The sequence below is a fragment of the Bradyrhizobium sp. Pha-3 genome, from assembly GCF_042258325.1.
In the GTDB taxonomy this organism is placed as follows: domain Bacteria; phylum Pseudomonadota; class Alphaproteobacteria; order Rhizobiales; family Xanthobacteraceae; genus Bradyrhizobium; species Bradyrhizobium elkanii.
Genome location: NZ_CP170151.1, coordinates 8149285 through 8166245, shown reverse-complemented (window position 1 = coordinate 8166245; position 16961 = coordinate 8149285). Strand labels below are relative to the sequence as shown.

The following is a 16961-nucleotide window of genomic DNA, read 5'->3' as shown; positions in this document are numbered from 1 at the left end:
CGTGAGATGCCGAAAAGACCGAGCTTACTCTCCTTGGTGTTCTGTGGAGGCGCCTTGCTCATATTGGTGCCTGCCGTGGTGACCGCAACGATCTACACGGCCTTGCTACAGCAACGGGGAGAGCAGCTGCAATTCGACGCGCTAAGGATTCGCGGCGAAATGAGTTCCGCGCTGTTGGCCCGCCGGCTCTATGGAGTTTGGATGGATGTAGCTCGGTCCGCTGAGCTCATTGACCCGGCAGATCTTAAGAGTGCGCGAGAACACATCGACTTCTTGAGCCGCCTTGATCGACGCTACACTTGGCTCGGCGTCGCGGATCTCGAAGGGACCATTCTCGCGGCTAAAGACGGCATGCTCGAAGGAGTAAGCGTTGCACAGCGACCCTGGTTTAAGCGGGGCCTTGTCTCGCCGGCGGCTATCGATGTGCATGCCGCTCAACTGCTGGCCGCCCAGTTGCCTGCATCTCGTGAGCCCTATCGCTTTATCGACCTGGCAGCACCGTTGCGCCACGCCGGCTCCGTTGCCGGGGTCATCGGCGCGCACCTTGACTGGAAATGGGTCGCAGAAGGCATGGACTCGTTACAAGTGCCCGGCATTGACGTGCTGCTGCTTTCGGGTGATCGAACCGTCCTGTTTGGCCCGCCCGATCTCATCAACAAGCCGCTCAACATCGGCTCCGCGCTTGCGGCTAGTCGCGTGACGACCGCGTCTCTACGCGAGCGCTGGCCTGACGGCAGGGACTACTTCGCAGTAATCGTTCCGACGGTCGGCTTCGCAAACCTTCCAAGCTTCGGTTGGTCTCTTCTGGTTCGGCAGAGTACCGACGAGGCGCTTGCGACCACCCGTAATTTAATCCGATCATTTTGGAGTAGTTTCGGTGTTTGTGCCATTGCCACACTAGCACTACTCTTTTGTGCGGCGCAGTGGCTGAGGACGCCGCTCCGCCGGCTCTCGAATACGGCGGAGGCCCTCTTGCACGATCCATCCGCCCGCCCGCCATATTCGGAGACACGCTTTAACGAAGCGGCGAGGCTCAGTGACGCGCTAGCTCGTATCCAGTCGAAGCTGATGGGCCACTCTGGTCGCAATTGAATCCAAGCACCGACTGGAGATGACTAGCTGAACGATGATCACACCGGGCATGAAGTTGCGCGGAAGTGTCGTGTCTGGTCAGCGCCGAAACATCTGAGGCAAATTGAGGTTGACGAGGGAGGATATCTGGTTCGTCGCAGCCACCGGGAGCGAAGATGCAAGAGAAGTCTCCAGGGCCGCAGAACAAATGCTGAGGGATATTCCGCATCAGATCCGCTGGCAATTCGGCGGGAAGAACGGGTCTGCCGGTTCCGGCGGAGGGCCGGTACGTCCCGGTAGCGCTTCACGCTCGATAAGCAACACCGCCCCCTCTACGTCCTGGATGGTGAGGCACGGCGCGTCTGGTAGAACAGCATGGCCGCGGTATTCGATCACATTCCGAATCGATGACGTATTCCTATCTGATTCTCTTGTCGAGCAATGGCAAGGACGACAGGTTCTTCCGGGGCCGTTTACTCAAAACCAAATCTGCTTAACCCGAGAAAGGGACGAAGACCACGCAGGTTCGTGCTCGAGATCACTGTAGTGCGCATCGCGGATCAACCGTTAGCAAACAGCGAGGCCGTCGTATGCATCCGGCCAGCACCCTGGGTAGGCGCACCGGTCTGCCGCGGCGCTCAGGCAGCAGCAGCTTTGGACTGTTGGGTCTCCTTCCAATTCCACGGGAGCAGGTCTGCGACTCTGCTGACGGGGTGATCTGGAAGCTTGGCCAGCACGTCAGCGAGCCAGGCTTGCGGATCAACGTCGTTCATCTTGGCTGTTTATCCCGCCCGCCGAACTATGCCAAACGGATTTAGTATGGCACGCCGTTGTCGCGCTGGCACCGTCGATCGAGTGCAGGCAGCCCCATTCCATTCGGCGTAGTCTGATCGTTCAGAGCGTCTCGAGGAAGGCGAGTAGGCGGTCGTTCGGCTGGAAGCGAGTTCGCTTGCCGCGCTCGTACGGCCTTGAGCTTCGCCAGGGCAGCTTCCTTGAGGGCGAGGTTGGCGTGCAGGTATGTCTGCGTCGTCTCGACCGATTCATGACCGAGCCACAGCGCGATCACGGAGCAGTCGACGCCGGCTTGCAGCATCGCAGCGCTGTGCCTCAGCACGTGCGGTGACACGCTCTTGGCTTCAAAGACGGGCAACTCTTGTGAGCGACACGAACATCCTTTCCCAGCAGGGACTGGACGCTGTCGGCACTGAGCCGGCCCCCCATGCGCACTCCGCTGACCACACTCGCTCGGCGTGCGCTCCAGGCATGGCTCAAGGAACCGTGGAAAGGAGCAACAGCGTTGTTCCCCAACGTGGGACAGCATCCCGGTCAAGGCTAGTCAGCTCGGAGAGGCGTAAGCCCGTCTGGGCCGCGACCAGCAGCAAGGTGTGATCACGGCGGCCAAGCCACGTCGTTCGATCGGGCGCTGCGAGAACCGCCTCGATCTCGGGGCGCGTTAGGAAGTGCAGCTGTCGCTTATCCGGTCGACTCCTTCCGCCCTTTACCGACGCATCGTACGTGTGCGCCAGACCCGAGGTTCCGATCCTTCTTCAGGTTCGTGTCCTTCGACGAGCCGGCACACAGTGCGCTGATCCAGCGCGTGCTCGCCATACCGAGCAAGCGCCACGATGGCGGTCAGACGCAGGTTACGCGTCTTCGCGCTGGCGCCGCGCTTTACCTCGAGATCGGTTAGGAACGCGCCGATGAACGTTGCGTCCAAATCGGTGAGCGCCAAGGCCGATGGGGGCTTCCGCAGCTGCACCTGTGCGAACAAGAACAGCAGCCGGAACGTGTCCCTGTAGGAGGCGATCGTGTTGGCGCTAACATTGCGCTGGCGCATGAGGCGCTCGGTGAAGAAGCGCTCGATCAACGTGGCGACATTGCAGGCAGGCTTCATGGCGTCACCTCCCACCGCCGATCGAGACGCCGCGCCGCTTCTTCCATCAACTCGGTGGCAGGCCGAGAGATACCAGTAGGTCACGCACGCAGGCGTGGCCGAGGTAAGTGGAGAGCACTGGGAGTTGCTGCTCGACGTCCTTGCCTTCGCGATACCAGTCGAACAGCGTCTGGATGGCGAGGCGATGACGGAAGTCGTGCACGCGTGGCCCGGTACGATCACCTGGGCGCCGCAGCCCGACCTCTCGGGACAATCGCCAGAAGACGCGATGAACGTACTGGTGCAGCAAGCGGCCTCCCTGTTCGGCAACGAAGAAGGTCGAGCCGCAGCGTGATCCGAGCATCGCGTCGGGCCGGTGAGCGTAGTCGCGCAACGCGGTTCGCGTCGTCGGATGCAATGGCACGAGCCGCGACTTGCCGAACTTGGTCAGCCGGTGTCACTGGGCGGTGAATACTCCCCAAATGTGGGCATCGAAAATTCCCTAGCTGGCATCCCAGCCTGAAGGGGCCGCGGCGCGCAGGCCCCACATACCGGAGCGCTGCGGCCCTTTCAGGCTTTCCGCATCCGATCCTGTCGCCGAAGCGATTCGGGGGCGGAACGGATGATCCAGCTTGGAGATCTCATTGTGATTTTGGACCTTCATCGTCAGGGCTTGTCGATCAGCGCGATCGCCCGGCGCACGGGACGCGACCCGAAAACGATCCGCAAATACATTGCGCGTGGCCTCGAGCCACCCGCCTATGGCCCGCGGCAGGCTGGCCGGCCGAGCAAGCTGGCGCCCTATCTCGATTATCTGCGTGAACGTATCGCCGCGTTCCCGGACTTGAGTGCCGTCCGCTTAACACGCGAGCTTCGGGAGCACGGCTACACTGGCGCCTATACGGCCGTGAAACGCTTCGCGGCTGCGATCCGTCCTGACCACGTACCTAAACCCTTTGAAGTGCGATTTGAGACGCCTGCCGGGAAGCAGGCGCAGGTGGATTTTGCTCGCTTCGTGAGCATCTTTACCGACGAGCCCGGCGTGACGCGGATCATTTGGCTGTTCTCGATGGTGCTCGGCCATTCGCGCTTTATCTTCGCCCGCTTCGTCATGCATCAGGACCTACAAACGCTGCTGCGCTGCCACATGCAGGCTTTTGCGGCGATCGGCGGCGTCCCGATCGAGATCCTTTACGATCGTATGAAGACGGCCGTCACAGGCGAGGATCGCGATGGTCACATCGTCTATAATCGGTCGCTCCTGGCGCTTGCACAACATTACGGCTTCCATCCGAGGGCCTGCCGACCGTATCGCGCGAAGACCAAGGGCAAGGTCGAGCGTCCGTTCAGCTACATCCGGCAGGACTTCTTCCTTGCGCGCAGCTTCCGCAATCTCGACGATCTCAACGCTCAACTCGACGACTGGCTCGCGACTGTCGCCAACGCGCGCGTGCACGGCACCACGCAGAAAGTCGTCGCTGAGGCGTTTGCCGCCGAGAGGCCCGAGCTGCAGATGTTGCCGGCAGGGCCGTTCGACGCGTTGCTCAAGCTCGAACGGCGTGTCAGCCACGACGGGCTCGTGTCGATCGGCGGCAACTATTACAGCGTCCCCGACCGTACCCGCCGCATTGTCGAGGTGCAGCAATTGCCCGATGTAATCCGCATTCTCGATCAAGGCCAAATCGTCGCCGTCCATCCTGTTTTGGAAGGCCGCCGACGAACCCGTGTCGCACCCGAGCATCGCCAGGTGGTCAATCGGTCCAGGTCGCGACCTGGCGCCTCCGAAGCCCTCGTCGGTCGGACCGGCGATCACATCCCACGACGGTCGTTGGAGTTTTACCAAACTGTCGGCAAACGGCTCGCCCAATCGGGAGGCCGGCCATGACCATCCACACGCAGCCGGCAGCGATCGACAGCGTCAAGAAAAGCCTGGTCGCACTCAAGATGCCGCGCGCCCTGGAAATACTGGACACGACGCTCCGCCGCGTCGAGCAGGGTGAGGTCACATGGATCGAAGCGCTTGATCAGCTGCTGATCGAGGAGCTAACGCTGCGCGACAATCGCCGTGTCAGCACCGCGCTGAGAATGTCGCGCCTGACCACCGTCAAAACGCTCGCCGGCTTCGACTTCGCATTCCAGCCGTCCCTCGATCGCAATCGTATCCTGGCTCTTGCCGAATTGAAGTTCATCGACCGCGCAGAGGTGGTCCATCTGCTTGGGCCACCCGGCACCGGCAAGAGCCATCTCGCGACCGCGCTCGCGGTCGAGGCCGTGAAGGCTGGAAAGAGCGTCGCGTTCGCCACGCTCGCCGATATCGTCACCACCCTTGCAAAAGCCGAGCGCGAAGGCTCTTTGCGTGAGCGCCTACGGTTCCTTGCCCGCGCCTCCCTCCTTGTCGTCGACGAAATTGGTTACCTTCCAGTCGTGCCCGGCGGCGGCAACCTGTTCTTCCAGTTGGTCAATGCGCGCTATGAGAAAGGCGCGATGATCTTGACTTCGAACCGCGGATTCGCCGAATGGGGCGAAGTTTTTGGCGATCCTGTCGTTGCCACGGCATTGCTTGATCGCCTGCTTCACCACGCCGTTGTCATCCAAATCGAGGGATCGAGTTATCGGCTCCGGCAGCACGCCGCTCTGGTGCCGGAAAACGTCCGCTCGCGCCCACTCGCAAACCCGCCGCAGCCCAAGCGCCGCGGCCGCCCGCCTGGAAAGGCCAATGACGATCCCGATGCCGGCTGATCCCCGAAACCAAAGTCGTCGCCGTCACCTAGGGAAATTTGGAAGCCCATTCTCACGGAAAGTTCGCCGCCCGTTGACAGCCGGACCGTCAGCACGCCGGCGTCGAGGTCGACGTCATCACGCTCCAGGCCCATCGCCTCGGATAGCCCAGCGAGCGGCGCGGAGAAAGAGTTCCCGGAATGCTACGGGCGCCGCCGACCTTCGCGTTCAGCCCCGTCTCACGGGTGTTTGGCGGCTCCGGATTTGCAGGGCTCGGCAGCCATAGTTGACGCCAGGGAGCGCAACAAAATGGATGGTTGGATAGTGACAGTCGCTGTCTTCAAGGAAGAAGTCGACGACGACGAAGCTTTCAGGCATATAACTTACGTGGTTGCCGTCGCCGATCCGGCGGAAGCGATGAGGATGACCTTAGCAGACTGCGGCGCAAAGGCCGCAATGCTCAACTGCCCGATCGAAGAGGAGCAGTTACTAAGACTTGGCGTGAAGCCCGGCGAGCTTGTCATTGTACACGAGGACGCGATCGGCCCGATCATCTCGCGCCCTCGTCGTCACTAATGCGGCACGTCTGATCTCATTCAGCCGTGTCCGGTTCATGACGTTGGGATCCGGAAGCCGCCGCTCGCGCGAGCAGTCAGTCTGCACAAGGTATGAAAGTGCCCCGTCTGCTTCTCTGCGCAATGTGACCGTCTGGCACGTGGGTTGCTGAGCCAGGTACGGCTTGGTTCGCTTATGAATGATCCTCGTGAGGGCCAAGCCTGTTCGCGGCGCGACGGCGTGCGGGCGGTGGCCGTCAGCAGCCGCCCGCACGCTTTTTCGTCGTTTCGGCCCCTAGCCCCGCTGTGCTGTGTCGATTACTCACCGCTTATCTCTGCATTGCATAGTGACCATCTGGCACGCGAGTTGCTGAGAGGCTTACGGTTTGGCTGTTCTATCCTCACGCAACCCCAGACAGTCAAGCTTGGCGTAGCAAACTTCGTGCGGGTGGTTCCCGCCCGCACGTCTTTTTCGTAGCCGTGGAGATCATGGCATGACACGTGAAGAGGCTTTGAAGAACGCTATAGCAGCGCTCAGGGGATGGTCGGAGGGAAAGATCGAAACCGGCGCTGTACTGGCCGCGATTGCGGAGCTTATGGCGACTGGGCCGCCGCCTCGAAAACAGAAGCTCTTTTCATAGGCCAGAAACTGAGATGGCAGCAGGATGGATGATTTCGGTCGGCGTAGTCAAAGACGGCAAGGTTCGATATGTGACCTATGCCGTCGCAATGGCTAATCAGGCGGAAGCTGTGAAAGCTTCATTGGCGGCCAGCGGCGGTGAAGCAACGATCGTGAATTCCGAACTCCGCGAAGCGCATTTGAAGGGCCTTGGCCTAAAGACTGGCGAGCTTGTGGCCATACACGATGATCGAAATGATCCGCTGATGTCGCGCACTTGGCGCCCTGTCCGACCGCGCGACACAAATTAGCGGGCAACCGCCAGGATCAGCCTCTTTGCTGGCGGCATTTAGTCAATGCTCTTGAGTAGGTCCAGCAGCTTAGGCCGAGCTATGCCTGAATCTGGGTGACGGAGCCGATCAGGCGGCGTGGCTTTGCTGGGTCGGAATGACCTCGATGCCGTCGGCGAATCTGACACCAGCGATGATCTTGGGCAACTGATTTGTTCCTTTCAATCGGCGCCAGGTTTTGGACGCAGCATCGATGAGCTTGAACACCATCAGCTTCGCGGTCTGCGGCGACAGCGATCCTTTGGTCCGAACCGTCCGGTGCCGCACCGTGGCGAACACGCTTTCGATTGGATTGGTGGTTCGCAAGTGGATCCAATGCTCCGCAGGGAAGTCATAGAACGCCAGCAGATCGTCGCGATCCTTGGCCAGGCAATCAACTGCGCGCGCATATTTTGCACCGTATTTCTCGGCGAAGGCTTCGAGTGCAAGCTCCGCGGCAGCTCGGCTCGGCGCCATGCAGATGTCCTGCAAAGCCTTCTTCATGCCGCTCTGCACGGAGCTCGGAACCTTGTTGAGCACGTTGACGGTCTTGTGCTGCCAGCAGCGCTGCCGCCGCGTGCCGGGGAAGACTTCGTCCAGCGCCTTCCAGAAGCCGAGTGCGCCGTCGCCGACCGCCAGTTCTGGCGCGACCTGCAGTCCGCGCCGACGAATGTCGATCAGAAGCTCGCGCCAGCTCTGGGCGCTCTCGCGCACGCCGACCTGGAAGCCGATCAACTCCTTCTTGCCCTCGGGCGTCGCGCCGATCAAAACCAGCATGCATTCGCTGTGGTCCTCCATCCGGGCCTGCAGGAAGACGCCGTCGGCCCAGACGTAGACATAGCGCCGGGCCGACAGATCGCGGTTCTGCCAGCGCTCGTACTCGCCCTGCCATTGCGCCTTCAGGCCCGAGATCACCGATGGCGACAGGTTCGGTGCATCCTTGCCGAGCAGCGCCGAAAGCGCTTCCTGGAAATCGCCGGTCGAGATGCCGCGCAAATAGAGGATCGGCAGCAGGGCATCCAGGCTCTTCGTCCGCCGCGCCCACAGCGGCAGGATCGCCGAGGTGAAGCGGATCCGATCAGCTCCGGCCGCACCGCGGTCTCTGACCTTGGGCCGGGCGACCTCGATCGCGCCGATCCCCGTGGCAATCTTACGCGCAGGGCCAAAGCCGTGCCGCACCACCCTGGCACGGCCATCCGGCAGCTTCAGCTCCGCCGTCGTCTCCAGAAATGCCTGCAGTTCGATCTCGACGGCCCGGGCGAGCAACTCACGGGCTCCGTTCCGCAGAATTTCTGTCAGTGGATCGTCAACCGCAGACGGCTGACGAAAGGGCAGGATGTTGGTAGTCTCGTTCATGGCGTATCGCTCTCCTCGAGAGGTTCTGGCAGGCTCGACACCCGCCTCGATACGCCGCCTCTCTCAACCCGTCATCACCCACTTTCCCGCATAGCTCGCTTAGGCCACGCCGTAGTCATAACGAATGCGATCTTATCCTTGGGAAGAACAAGACGGGATGAAATCTCGTCAAGCGTGATTTTCCCGGCTGCATTCAGGGCAAAGAATTGATCTCGGGCTTCCTCTGGGAATAGCACTGCCATCACTTGATACTCAGCCCACTGGTCCTTATGGCAGGGAAGATCAGCGTGCGCGCAAAGCGCGAGATCACATCAGCGCTGGCCGAGCGCTATCGGTCGAGCGGGCGGCTCGAGAAGGGACGGAGCCTGGACGAGCTGTGCGCCGTTACGGGGTGGCATCCCAAGCATACGGTACGTGCGCTTCGGCCACGCGGGACAGTTGGGCCGGGCAAGGTCGAGACACCGCAAGAGCGCAAGCGTAGATATGGCGCGAACGGTCAAGGACACGATGACGGCGCTGTGGGAGGCGTCGGATCAGGTGTGCGGCAGGGCACAAGGCGCTAGGTGAGTTTCTGTGACCCACTTCGCCACCACGCTTTTTCACTGCCATGTCCCAGCACTGTCGCTGAAACCTGCCAACCTACAGCTCCCACGCTGCAACGGGAGTACATCTCTTCCAGATAACGTGTGGCGCTGGTAGATTCTCGCGACGTTGGGGCGAAACTGCCCAAGAGGTGATTGAGCAGTTTCTCGATGAACCTCTTCCACACGAGCCGAGAATTGCGCTCGGCTCACAACCTCAAGAGGAGGCGATCGAGAGTGATGAACAAGAAGCGGATCAGCGTAGAGGCGCGGCCGGCGATCCTTTCGCGCGTTCGTCGCCTATGGCGAAGCCGCAGCAAAGGCCTTGCCGTATGCGGTACGGGTCGCGGATCGTTGGCATCTAATGGAGAACGCCGGCCGAGCCTTCCTTGATGCCGTCCGAAAATCGATGCGTCAGATGCGCGCCGTCATCGGCGCGACGACGATCGATCCCAAGCTGCTCACAGCCGCCGAGCGCCTCCAGTATGAGGGCTATCTGCGCCGCGAGGAGACTAATGCAGCCATCCTGACTCTGTCGAAGAATGGCATACCTATCGAGTAGCTGGTACGCCAGACCGGCCATAGCAGGAAGCTCGTACGGCAGGTAGTCCGCGGCGACCGCAACGATGTCTTTCGGACCCGGCAAAGTTCGTTGGACTTGAATTTGCCATGGCTCGATGATCAGTGTGCGACCGGCTGTCGAAACGGGACTGAACTTTGGCGCCGCCTAGTCGACGCTGCACCAAACCTGCGTAAGAGCCAATATTGCAAGCCGGATGACACTTTATGGAGCCCTGCCTCTAAAGAGGGCTACACGAGGACCCGTTGTCGTCGTAAGAACGGCAAGGGTGGTCTGGCAAACCTTAAATCTGACCAAGAGAACCGTCTTTCTGTGCCCCGTGGGTCGGTCAAAATCCCCCGGGTATGGTCACTTGAAACTCCCCCACCTGATGATCGCCGTCAGCGCCGCTGAACAGCGGTAGCGGTCAGGCAGGACGTTTATTTTCGGTCCCTTTAGTCTAGCCAGCAAGGGACCGGGGAGTTGAACGTCTTGAAGCCACACCTGCAAAGCACGGTATTTACGCTACTCGATCGCAACGCCAGCCAGCGCGAGATCCACAGGTTGACGGGGGTCGATCGCAAGACGATCCGGCGTTACCGGGCGCTGCGGGCTGGTGCGGAGGCAAATTCCCCCGGGGAAGTGACCACCGGCCCGGTGAGCGAGGACGGCCAAATTCCTCCACCCCGACCACCGGCTTTTGGGGCATCGGAAGCGACGGTCAGCAGCAGCCTGGCCCGCTCGGCCTGCGAACCGCATCGGACGTGGATCGAAGGACAGGTCCGCCTGAAGCGGAATGCGCAGGCGATTTACCAGGACCTGGTCGATCAATTTGGCTTTCCGTCCAGCTACCAGAGCGTCAAGCGGTTTGTCCGCACGTTGCGCCACAGCGATCCCGAGCAGTTTGATCGACTTGAGTTCCTCCCCGGCGAGGAGGCTCAAGTCGACTATGGCGAGGGCGCTCTGACGATCGATCCCAGGAGCGGCCGGTACCGCCGCCCCCGCCTGTTCGTGATGACGCTGCGCTACTCGCGGCGCAGCTTCCGGCGAGTGGTCTGGCAATCCAGCCAGCAAGTCTGGGCGCAGCTTCACGAAGAAGCGTTCCGGTATTTTGGCGGCGTTGTCAGATATGTCGTGCTCGACAATCTGAAGGAAGGTGTCCTCAAGCCCGATCTGTACGAGCCCGAGCTCAACCCGATTTACAGCGCGATGCTGGCTCATTACGCCGTGGTCGCCGATCCCGCGCGGGTGGCCGACCCCAATCGGAAAGGATGCGTCGAGAATGCGATTCAACATACCCAGGGCACCGCGCTGGCTGGACGGCGCTTCGAGACACTGGAAGCGCAGAACGAGTTCTTGCGGCATTGGGAGGAGAACTGGGCTTCCAGGCGCATCCACGGCAGCACGCGCCGTCAGGTCGAGGCCATGTTCCAGGAGGAGAAGCCGCACCTGCGGCCGCTGCCTGTCGCGCCCCTCCGCATCTTCACCGAGGTCGTTCGGACCGTCTGCGACGACACCACCGTACGCGTCGACAACAGCTATTACGCCGCGCGACCCGCGCCCATCGGCAGCCAGGTCGTTGTGCGGATCTACGCCTCCATGATCGAGATCCGTGATCGCCACACCCGTGCGCTGCTGCGTGTTCATTCCAGGATGACGCACCCCGGTTCTGTCGTCCTGCCAACCAACGAACGGCCGTTCAATCCGTCGCGGCAAACCGCCGTGTTGCTGGCGAGCGCCGAGCGCATCGGGCCGCAGACCAAGGCGTTGTGCCAGCAGGTGTTCGACACCGAGGGACGTCCCGGACAGCGCGCGATGTGGGGCATTGTCGGGCTGAGCCGGAAGTATCCGGCGCGGCTGGTCGAGCAAGCCTGCGCGCACGCCATCGACAACCGCATCTACCGCTACAAGCACGTGCGTGCGACCGTCGAGCGGTTGTTCGAACAGGCGATCGAGCAGGTTGGAGCGACGCCACAACCGGCATCGCCGCTCACCCAGGATCATCCGCTGATCCGTGCCCCGGCCGAATACGGCGATCTCTTCAGCCGTGCCGTGCGGCACGATGCCGGCGACAATGGCCGGCAGGCCGAGGCTCACGACAGCCACGCTCGTGTCGCCTGCGCAACCCCGGCCAGCTCCGGCGCCACGAGCGCTCCCGCTGCATCTTCTCACCTCAAACTGGAGACCCAGCCACATGATGACCATGCCGGAAATTGAGCGTTGCCTGCGACAGCTGCGCCTGTCGGGCGTCCGCGACACGCTGCAGACGCGCGTGCTGCAGGCGCAGGGCGCCAACCAGCCATTCCTCGAGACCTTCTCCCTGATCCTGCAGGACGAACTCGACCGTCGTCAGTCCCGCCTCATCGAGCGCCGCTACCAGCAATCCGGGCTCGACGAAAAGCTGACGCTCGCCGAGTTCGACTGGTCCTTCAATCCCAAATTGCCGCGCCAAACCTGCTTCCAGCTCCACACCCTGGCGTTCATTGCCGCTGGCGAGAACGCGCTGCTTGTCGGCAAACCTGGCACCGGGAAGTCCTACATCGCCAAGGCGATTGCCTATCAGGCAATCCTGCAAAGCCACAAGATCCAGTATCTTGAGACCGACGACTTCTTCCACCGCTACGCCATGAACTCCCCGGCACAACGCGAGGTCCGGCTGCGAACCATCATCGACTGCGATCTCCTCGTGCTGGACGATCTGTTCCTCGCACGCGCCATCCCTGACGACGCCGGCGCATTGCTGCAGACCCTGATCCATCAGCGCTACAAACTGCGCCGCAGCGTCATCGTCACCTCCAATCGCGTCGTGCAAGACTGGGGGACATACCTGGGGGACAACACCATGAGCACGACGATCCTCGATCGCCTGATGCATCATTGCCATCTGCTTGAGTTCGACGGACGCAGCTATCGGCTCAAAGAGGCCGCTGAAGCCCTTGCCCGGGAGACAATGTCAAACTAACAATCACCATGTCCTGCCTCGCGGGTGGAGGAATTTGACTGACCTCACCCGGAGGAATTTGAAGTGACCCGCGGGGTGTGGAAAGTGTTCCTCTTCCATGAGCCAAATGAAAATCGATGCCATACTCGCCCGGAACGAGAGGCCTGCTCAATTTACAGTTTGTGGTCAGCGCATGGCAGCGAAACCCAAATGTCGTTGGCGGTAGTTTCAGGCCGACGGAAACGTCTCCTTCTTGGCCGCTGCGTGGACAAAGGATGCGTACCTTTGCGAACGGCTGACCACGCCGAGCCCACCTGGACGTTGCCTGCCGGCAGGTTATCGCATCGAACGTCAGAGGCTTCGATGCTGCTGCTCAAGTCCTTGTCGTCGCCTTGCCGGACCAATCGCCTTGGTGGTCCCAGCGACTGTTATGCGCTTTCTTCCAATGCCTGGTTGAAAACCGCATGGAGTGCCGCGCAGGCAATGGCGCCTGCGCGGCCCATGCACCCACAAAGGTGGAATCGGGTTCCAACTCTTCGAGGGTCCATTCCGGCATCGCCTGGCCGTTCGAGGGACTTGGGTGTGCGGCCACTCGATCTCGCAACGGCGAGGGCTGATGGACAGGCCGATGCCGGAGGCCTTCAGCACGTTCGCAACAGCGATGAGCGTTGCGCGCAGGCGACAGCGCCCCCCAACGCGCGTGTTCCGATTCACTGAGCACCGCGATCGCCATGGAACTGATGTCGCCTCGGCGATCGATCGGCTCGATGTCGACTCCTACGTCCCCACCGCGCGCGATGCCTATCAGGCATCGGCGTCCGCCATGCGACAGGCTGAAGTGGATCGGCGGCAACGCGCGGTAGGACGGCGCGCGGCTTGCCGAAGCGGCTGGTGGCGAAGACCAGATCGGCGGCGCTGATGTGGACGCAGGCCTGCAGCACCTGCCGCAAGGCGGCATGCGCGACGATGTAGCGCCGGCGGCGTTCATCCGCCCGGTGGCCGGCCGCGACCATGCGCTCCGCATCGGAAAGCACCGGCAGCAGCCGGCCGGTGTCGCAGGCACCATCCAGCTCGACCAGCCACAGGTGCACGTCGCCGCGCCCGAGCGCAGGCGCGACATCGGTAGGTCGGGCGGTGGGCCACATCGCGTGCTATCGTTAGCGAGGCATCGCGCGCAGCACCGGCCTGAGCGTCGACACCACGAGGTCGATTAACACCGGCAAAGACTTGCGAAAGTAGAAGTGGCCGCCGGGAAGCAGCACGGGCACGAATGCGTGCACGTGGCTTGCCCATCGCTCGAGAAGGTCCGGGCGCACGACGGGATCGTCCTCGCCGCCCAGCAGCGTCGTCGGGCAGGCAAGGCGCACGGGAGCTTCGGGACGATAGGTCTCCAAGATCTCGACGTCCGCCCGCATCGGCTTGATCAACGCGCTCATCATCTCCGGGTCATTGATCACCGCCTCGGGTATCCGTCGTAGTGTCGTAATGACCAATCCGGGCGATGAAGTCGGGGTCGGTCAGCCGCGTCGCACTCCCTCGGCGCGCCCGGCCGATTCCGTTCACTCGCGTTCCCACAGATTGCAGACCCCGCGGATTTGCCACTGGATCCAACGTCACATTCCAAAGTCGATCGCGACGATGCGACGGCGGCTCGCCCGACCGCTGTTGAGTTCGTCCAATCCACAGACCACCCTTGTGACGCAGTAAGACTAAATGTGGCGTTGAGTATGGTACCGTCGCGCACGTCTTATTTGTGTCCGACGTAATCTTTCACAAACTGGCCCCTGTCCGCCGCTGTCAGAATGAACTCGGTCGGCCAGCCGCGCGCAGCATCTCGTTCTGGGCGGTGGCGTAAAGTGCTCGCCAGGAATCCCTCAACTCGGGGGTGAAAAAAGCGCCGAATTTGCGCTCAAAGCTCCACATCAGCGCCTCGCCCATTGCGACAAAGTGCGATGGCTGAACGCCAAGTCTGGCGTGCTTGTGACCGGAAAGCGTGATCAGCGATTGGAACATCGGTCTTTCGTCGAGCGAAGCGACCAGAGCGATGATCATATCCAGCATCTTCATTCGCTGCTTCTCAGCATCGCCGCCGAACAAGCTCCTTGCATCAGGAGCTAGTTCGACGAACCTGTTGTAGCACAGGTCAGCGAGGTCGCGACGAATCGGCCACATCGCGTCAAATGATGTCCTTATAAGGTCGACCTGCTCGGGCGTCATTGATCAGACGAGCAGGCTCGTAAAGAATGGTTTTGTGATCTCATCGACTAAAGGCACCCTCTCGTCAGAAGTGATGATGGAGACAAACTGGTGTTTGCAGTTCCAGCAATGCCAATGATTCTGAACTTCATTCGCATTCACGCGTTCATGCCACTCGAGGGTGACTAATCCAGAACCACAGCGAACGCATTCTATGCGATGTCGTATCGAAATTGGGAGCATGCGTAATCTCTATTCTTATGCAGAAGCGACGCATATGTAAGATGGGCGAGAATTTGTAAGCCGTCACTTGTGCTTCCTGGAGCGGTTGCGCTGGATCAGATGTCTGTGCGAGAGCTCGGTAAACCGATGCCGTTTGCTCAAACAAGCATGTTGCTCAAACAAGCATGCTGTGACCGACAGCATGTAGGAAGCCGCTCAAAGAGGGAGCGCCGGAGCGGGTCACAGTGTCTTGAGGTATTCAAGCAACGCCCTTTTTTCTGGGTCGCTTAAACTGGTCCCATACTCGTGGCCGCATCGGCTATTCCCGGAGTTGATATTACTGCAATCCGTGAGGGATAGAGTTTCGCTCAGGGGCTCCTGGGTGGCAGCAAGACCAACGTTTTCAATGTCGTATTTCCGTCCAACGCTAAATTGCGATAAGCGCTGCCCTGATGGCTTGAGCAATTCCGCCAGCGTAGGAACCGAGCCGTTATGAAGATATGGTGCGGCGGCCCAAATGCCCTGCAGAACTCGAGCCTCGTAGGAGCCCCATGGAGGGAGCCGGCTGCGAAACGCTCGTTCTGCTCCCTGCCGCTTAGTTTTGATTGCTTCCGAGGTGCTGGCAGTATCAAAAGCCGTTAGCAAATCCTGCAGCGTTGGTGGTAGTCGCACCAGACCCAGAGACTCCGGTGTGTCCGACGATCCCGGCTCTGGCGCCGCTGCCACCCGGGCATTGGTTGAAGGGGCGCCGCCGGCCAACAGGTGTTCCGCTATCGAACCGATGACCGAGGTCGCAAGAATGTTAAAAATCTCATCGTTCTCCTTGAGCGGGGCGGTCGCGAACGGAATGAACGCTCCTTTCAGCACGCCCGTTTTCGCCTTCCAGGTGAGGACATCGTATTCTCGTGTATCGGTACCAACGTTCTGGACCGGAGTTCTCCACGTTTTGATGAATGGAACGCGTTGCTCTCCGTCTTCAATCCCGTGACACCCGCTACATCCCCCTTCAGCGGAATCCCTTTCGAAAATTACTTTGCCCCGGGTGGCCAAAGCAGCGTCAATCTTCCAGGGCCATTTCGGAGGGCCGATCCGCTCACCAAGTTTTCAAGCTCGCTCAAGCCGTCGAAATTGGTTGAATTATTGTCGAGGAAATTGATAATCGCGCCCTGACGCTTCGGCTCGAACGTAGCGAATACCCCCAGAACCTCGCCAACGTTCCGAGCCAGCCCCAAGATGTCATTTCCATTTTTTGCGAATCCAGGCCATTGCGTCTTGTCTTGCCGCGGCGAATTCCAAAGGAATGGGTATCTCACGGGAGCGTCCGCGTTTTTCATATTTTCCGGGATCATGAAGTCGGGTGGCGGACCGATGTCCAGGCCGGATATGCGGTTGAAGATCATTCCTACAGCATCGAGACGGCCAACTCCCCAGCCGCTCTTGGGCAGCGCGCGTACCATGAGCGTGTGAAACCGCAAGTACCACCCATCTACCTGTCGACGAAGGTCCGCAACATCGGCCGCATCCGGCGTTGTGGACCGCAGGACAGCTGCAGCAAAGGGAGCGAACGAGCTGTCGCTGGCAATCACATCGCCGACTGCCTTGTCCAGATCGCCAAGCAGTGCGTAGAAGTCTACAAGCCCCGGACCGCCATCCACCCGATACACCTTGCCGTCAACTTCGATCTGGCGCGTGTGACATGCCGAGCAGGTCATTCCAACGACCTGGAAGTCTTGAGGGCCAGAAGCGTGAAAACCGACGGGAAGGTTGGCCGCGTTTGCAGGATTCGGTAGATAACCGTACCGTGACAAACCATCCACGAGGAATGGCTGTCCATTCTTTTGCTTCAGGGCCTGCATCCAAGACAACGCAATCAAACGCGAGCCCTGATCGCGCGAGTAGAAGTCCGCTCTTGCTGCCGCGGTCCAATCCATACCTTGGTCAA

At 60.8% G+C, this 16961-nt stretch carries 12 protein-coding genes and 4 pseudogenes; 9 read left to right on the top strand and 7 right to left on the bottom strand.

Annotated features, from left to right (window positions below):
- The first annotated feature begins 6 nt into the window (after positions 1–6).
- Entirely contained in the window at positions 7–1092 is a 1086-nt protein-coding gene (locus tag ACE10X_RS39060; protein WP_375763674.1) for a cache domain-containing protein, read from the top strand.
- 617 nt (positions 1093–1709) lie between these two features.
- Here the strand turns inward: ACE10X_RS39060 and ACE10X_RS39055 are convergent.
- Both ACE10X_RS39055 and ACE10X_RS39050 read right to left on the bottom strand, forming a co-directional pair.
- Positions 1710–1853, bottom strand: a pseudogene (locus ACE10X_RS39055) (transposase domain-containing protein); the annotation flags it as partial.
- Between the two features lie 112 nt (positions 1854–1965).
- Positions 1966–2965, bottom strand: a pseudogene (locus ACE10X_RS39050) (tyrosine-type recombinase/integrase).
- Positions 2966–3089: 124 nt separating this feature from the next.
- On the opposite strand from ACE10X_RS39050, the gene ACE10X_RS39045 reads away from it, so the two are divergent.
- The 5 genes from ACE10X_RS39045 to ACE10X_RS39025 all read left to right on the top strand — a co-directional run bounded on the left by ACE10X_RS39045 (position 3090) and on the right by ACE10X_RS39025 (position 7146).
- A complete protein-coding gene (locus tag ACE10X_RS39045; RefSeq protein WP_179077337.1) occupies positions 3090–3299 on the top strand; it encodes a hypothetical protein in 210 nt (69 codons plus the stop codon).
- 267 nt (positions 3300–3566) lie between these two features.
- Positions 3567–4829, top strand: a complete 1263-nt coding sequence (istA, locus tag ACE10X_RS39040) for an IS21 family transposase (RefSeq protein WP_016844266.1) — start codon at positions 3567–3569, stop codon at positions 4827–4829.
- Positions 4826–5683: an IS21-like element helper ATPase IstB gene (gene istB / locus ACE10X_RS39035; protein ID WP_016844265.1), complete on the top strand. Its 858-nt coding sequence runs from the start codon at positions 4826–4828 to the stop codon at positions 5681–5683. Before istA (ACE10X_RS39040) ends, istB (ACE10X_RS39035) begins: the two co-directional genes overlap by 4 nt.
- 303 nt (positions 5684–5986) lie before the next feature.
- Positions 5987–6238 carry a hypothetical protein gene (locus ACE10X_RS39030; RefSeq protein WP_210291285.1) on the top strand — a complete coding sequence of 84 codons (252 nt, stop codon included), beginning with the start codon at positions 5987–5989 and terminating at the stop codon, positions 6236–6238.
- Between the two features lie 632 nt (positions 6239–6870).
- Positions 6871–7146, top strand: coding sequence for a hypothetical protein (locus ACE10X_RS39025; RefSeq protein WP_125459452.1), 276 nt, complete (start codon positions 6871–6873; stop codon positions 7144–7146).
- A gap of 108 nt (positions 7147–7254) precedes the next feature.
- Here the strand turns inward: ACE10X_RS39025 and ACE10X_RS39020 are convergent, their stop codons facing one another.
- Complete coding sequence (locus tag ACE10X_RS39020) at positions 7255–8520, bottom strand: IS256 family transposase (protein WP_026191841.1); 1266 nt, start codon at positions 8518–8520, stop codon at positions 7255–7257.
- 882 nt (positions 8521–9402) lie between these two features.
- Here ACE10X_RS39020 and ACE10X_RS39015 point away from each other — a divergent pair.
- The 3 genes and pseudogenes from ACE10X_RS39015 to istB (ACE10X_RS39005) all read left to right on the top strand — a co-directional run.
- Positions 9403–9831: pseudogene (locus ACE10X_RS39015) on the top strand (ISL3 family transposase); the annotation flags it as partial.
- A 312-nt stretch (positions 9832–10143) separates the two neighbouring features.
- Complete coding sequence (istA, locus tag ACE10X_RS39010; protein WP_209946074.1) at positions 10144–11877, top strand: IS21 family transposase; 1734 nt, start codon at positions 10144–10146, stop codon at positions 11875–11877.
- The gene (gene istB, locus ACE10X_RS39005; RefSeq protein WP_209946072.1) at positions 11855–12622 is read left to right on the top strand and encodes an IS21-like element IS1631 family helper ATPase IstB; all 768 of its coding nucleotides are present in this window, start codon (positions 11855–11857) and stop codon (positions 12620–12622) included. Before istA (ACE10X_RS39010) ends, istB (ACE10X_RS39005) begins: the two co-directional genes overlap by 23 nt.
- A 689-nt stretch (positions 12623–13311) precedes the next feature.
- Here the strand turns inward: istB (ACE10X_RS39005) and ACE10X_RS39000 are convergent.
- The 4 genes and pseudogenes from ACE10X_RS39000 to ACE10X_RS38985 form a co-directional block, all read right to left on the bottom strand.
- Positions 13312–13746, bottom strand: a complete 435-nt coding sequence (locus ACE10X_RS39000; protein ID WP_026191840.1) for a 4'-phosphopantetheinyl transferase superfamily protein — start codon at positions 13744–13746, stop codon at positions 13312–13314.
- A 12-nt stretch (positions 13747–13758) separates the two neighbouring features.
- Positions 13759–14058 (bottom strand): thioesterase II family protein, encoded by a 300-nt coding sequence (locus tag ACE10X_RS38995; protein WP_016845801.1) that lies wholly within the window; start codon positions 14056–14058, stop codon positions 13759–13761.
- Positions 14059–14398: 340 nt separating this feature from the next.
- Positions 14399–14818: a globin domain-containing protein gene (locus ACE10X_RS38990; protein ID WP_016845800.1), complete on the bottom strand. Its 420-nt coding sequence runs from the start codon at positions 14816–14818 to the stop codon at positions 14399–14401.
- A 441-nt stretch (positions 14819–15259) separates the two neighbouring features.
- A pseudogene (locus tag ACE10X_RS38985) lies at positions 15260–16950 on the bottom strand (di-heme-cytochrome C peroxidase).
- Between the last annotated feature and the right edge of the window lie 11 nt (positions 16951–16961).

Bases quoted from the DNA above. Each gene is read 5' to 3' on its own strand.
- ACE10X_RS39060 (WP_375763674.1), top strand. From the start codon at position 7: ATGCCGAAAAGACCGAGCTTACTCTCCTTGGTGTTCTGTGGAGGCGCC.
- istA (WP_016844266.1), top strand. From the start codon at position 3,567: ATGATCCAGCTTGGAGATCTCATTGTGATTTTGGACCTTCATCGTCAG.
- istB (WP_016844265.1), top strand. From the start codon at position 4,826: ATGACCATCCACACGCAGCCGGCAGCGATCGACAGCGTCAAGAAAAGC.
- ACE10X_RS39025 (WP_125459452.1), top strand. From the start codon at position 6,871: ATGGCAGCAGGATGGATGATTTCGGTCGGCGTAGTCAAAGACGGCAAG.
- ACE10X_RS39020 (WP_026191841.1), bottom strand. From the start codon at position 8,520: ATGAACGAGACTACCAACATCCTGCCCTTTCGTCAGCCGTCTGCGGTT.
- istB (WP_209946072.1), top strand. From the start codon at position 11,855: ATGATGACCATGCCGGAAATTGAGCGTTGCCTGCGACAGCTGCGCCTG.
- ACE10X_RS39000 (WP_026191840.1), bottom strand. From the start codon at position 13,746: ATGTGGCCCACCGCCCGACCTACCGATGTCGCGCCTGCGCTCGGGCGC.
- ACE10X_RS38990 (WP_016845800.1), bottom strand. From the start codon at position 14,818: ATGACGCCCGAGCAGGTCGACCTTATAAGGACATCATTTGACGCGATG.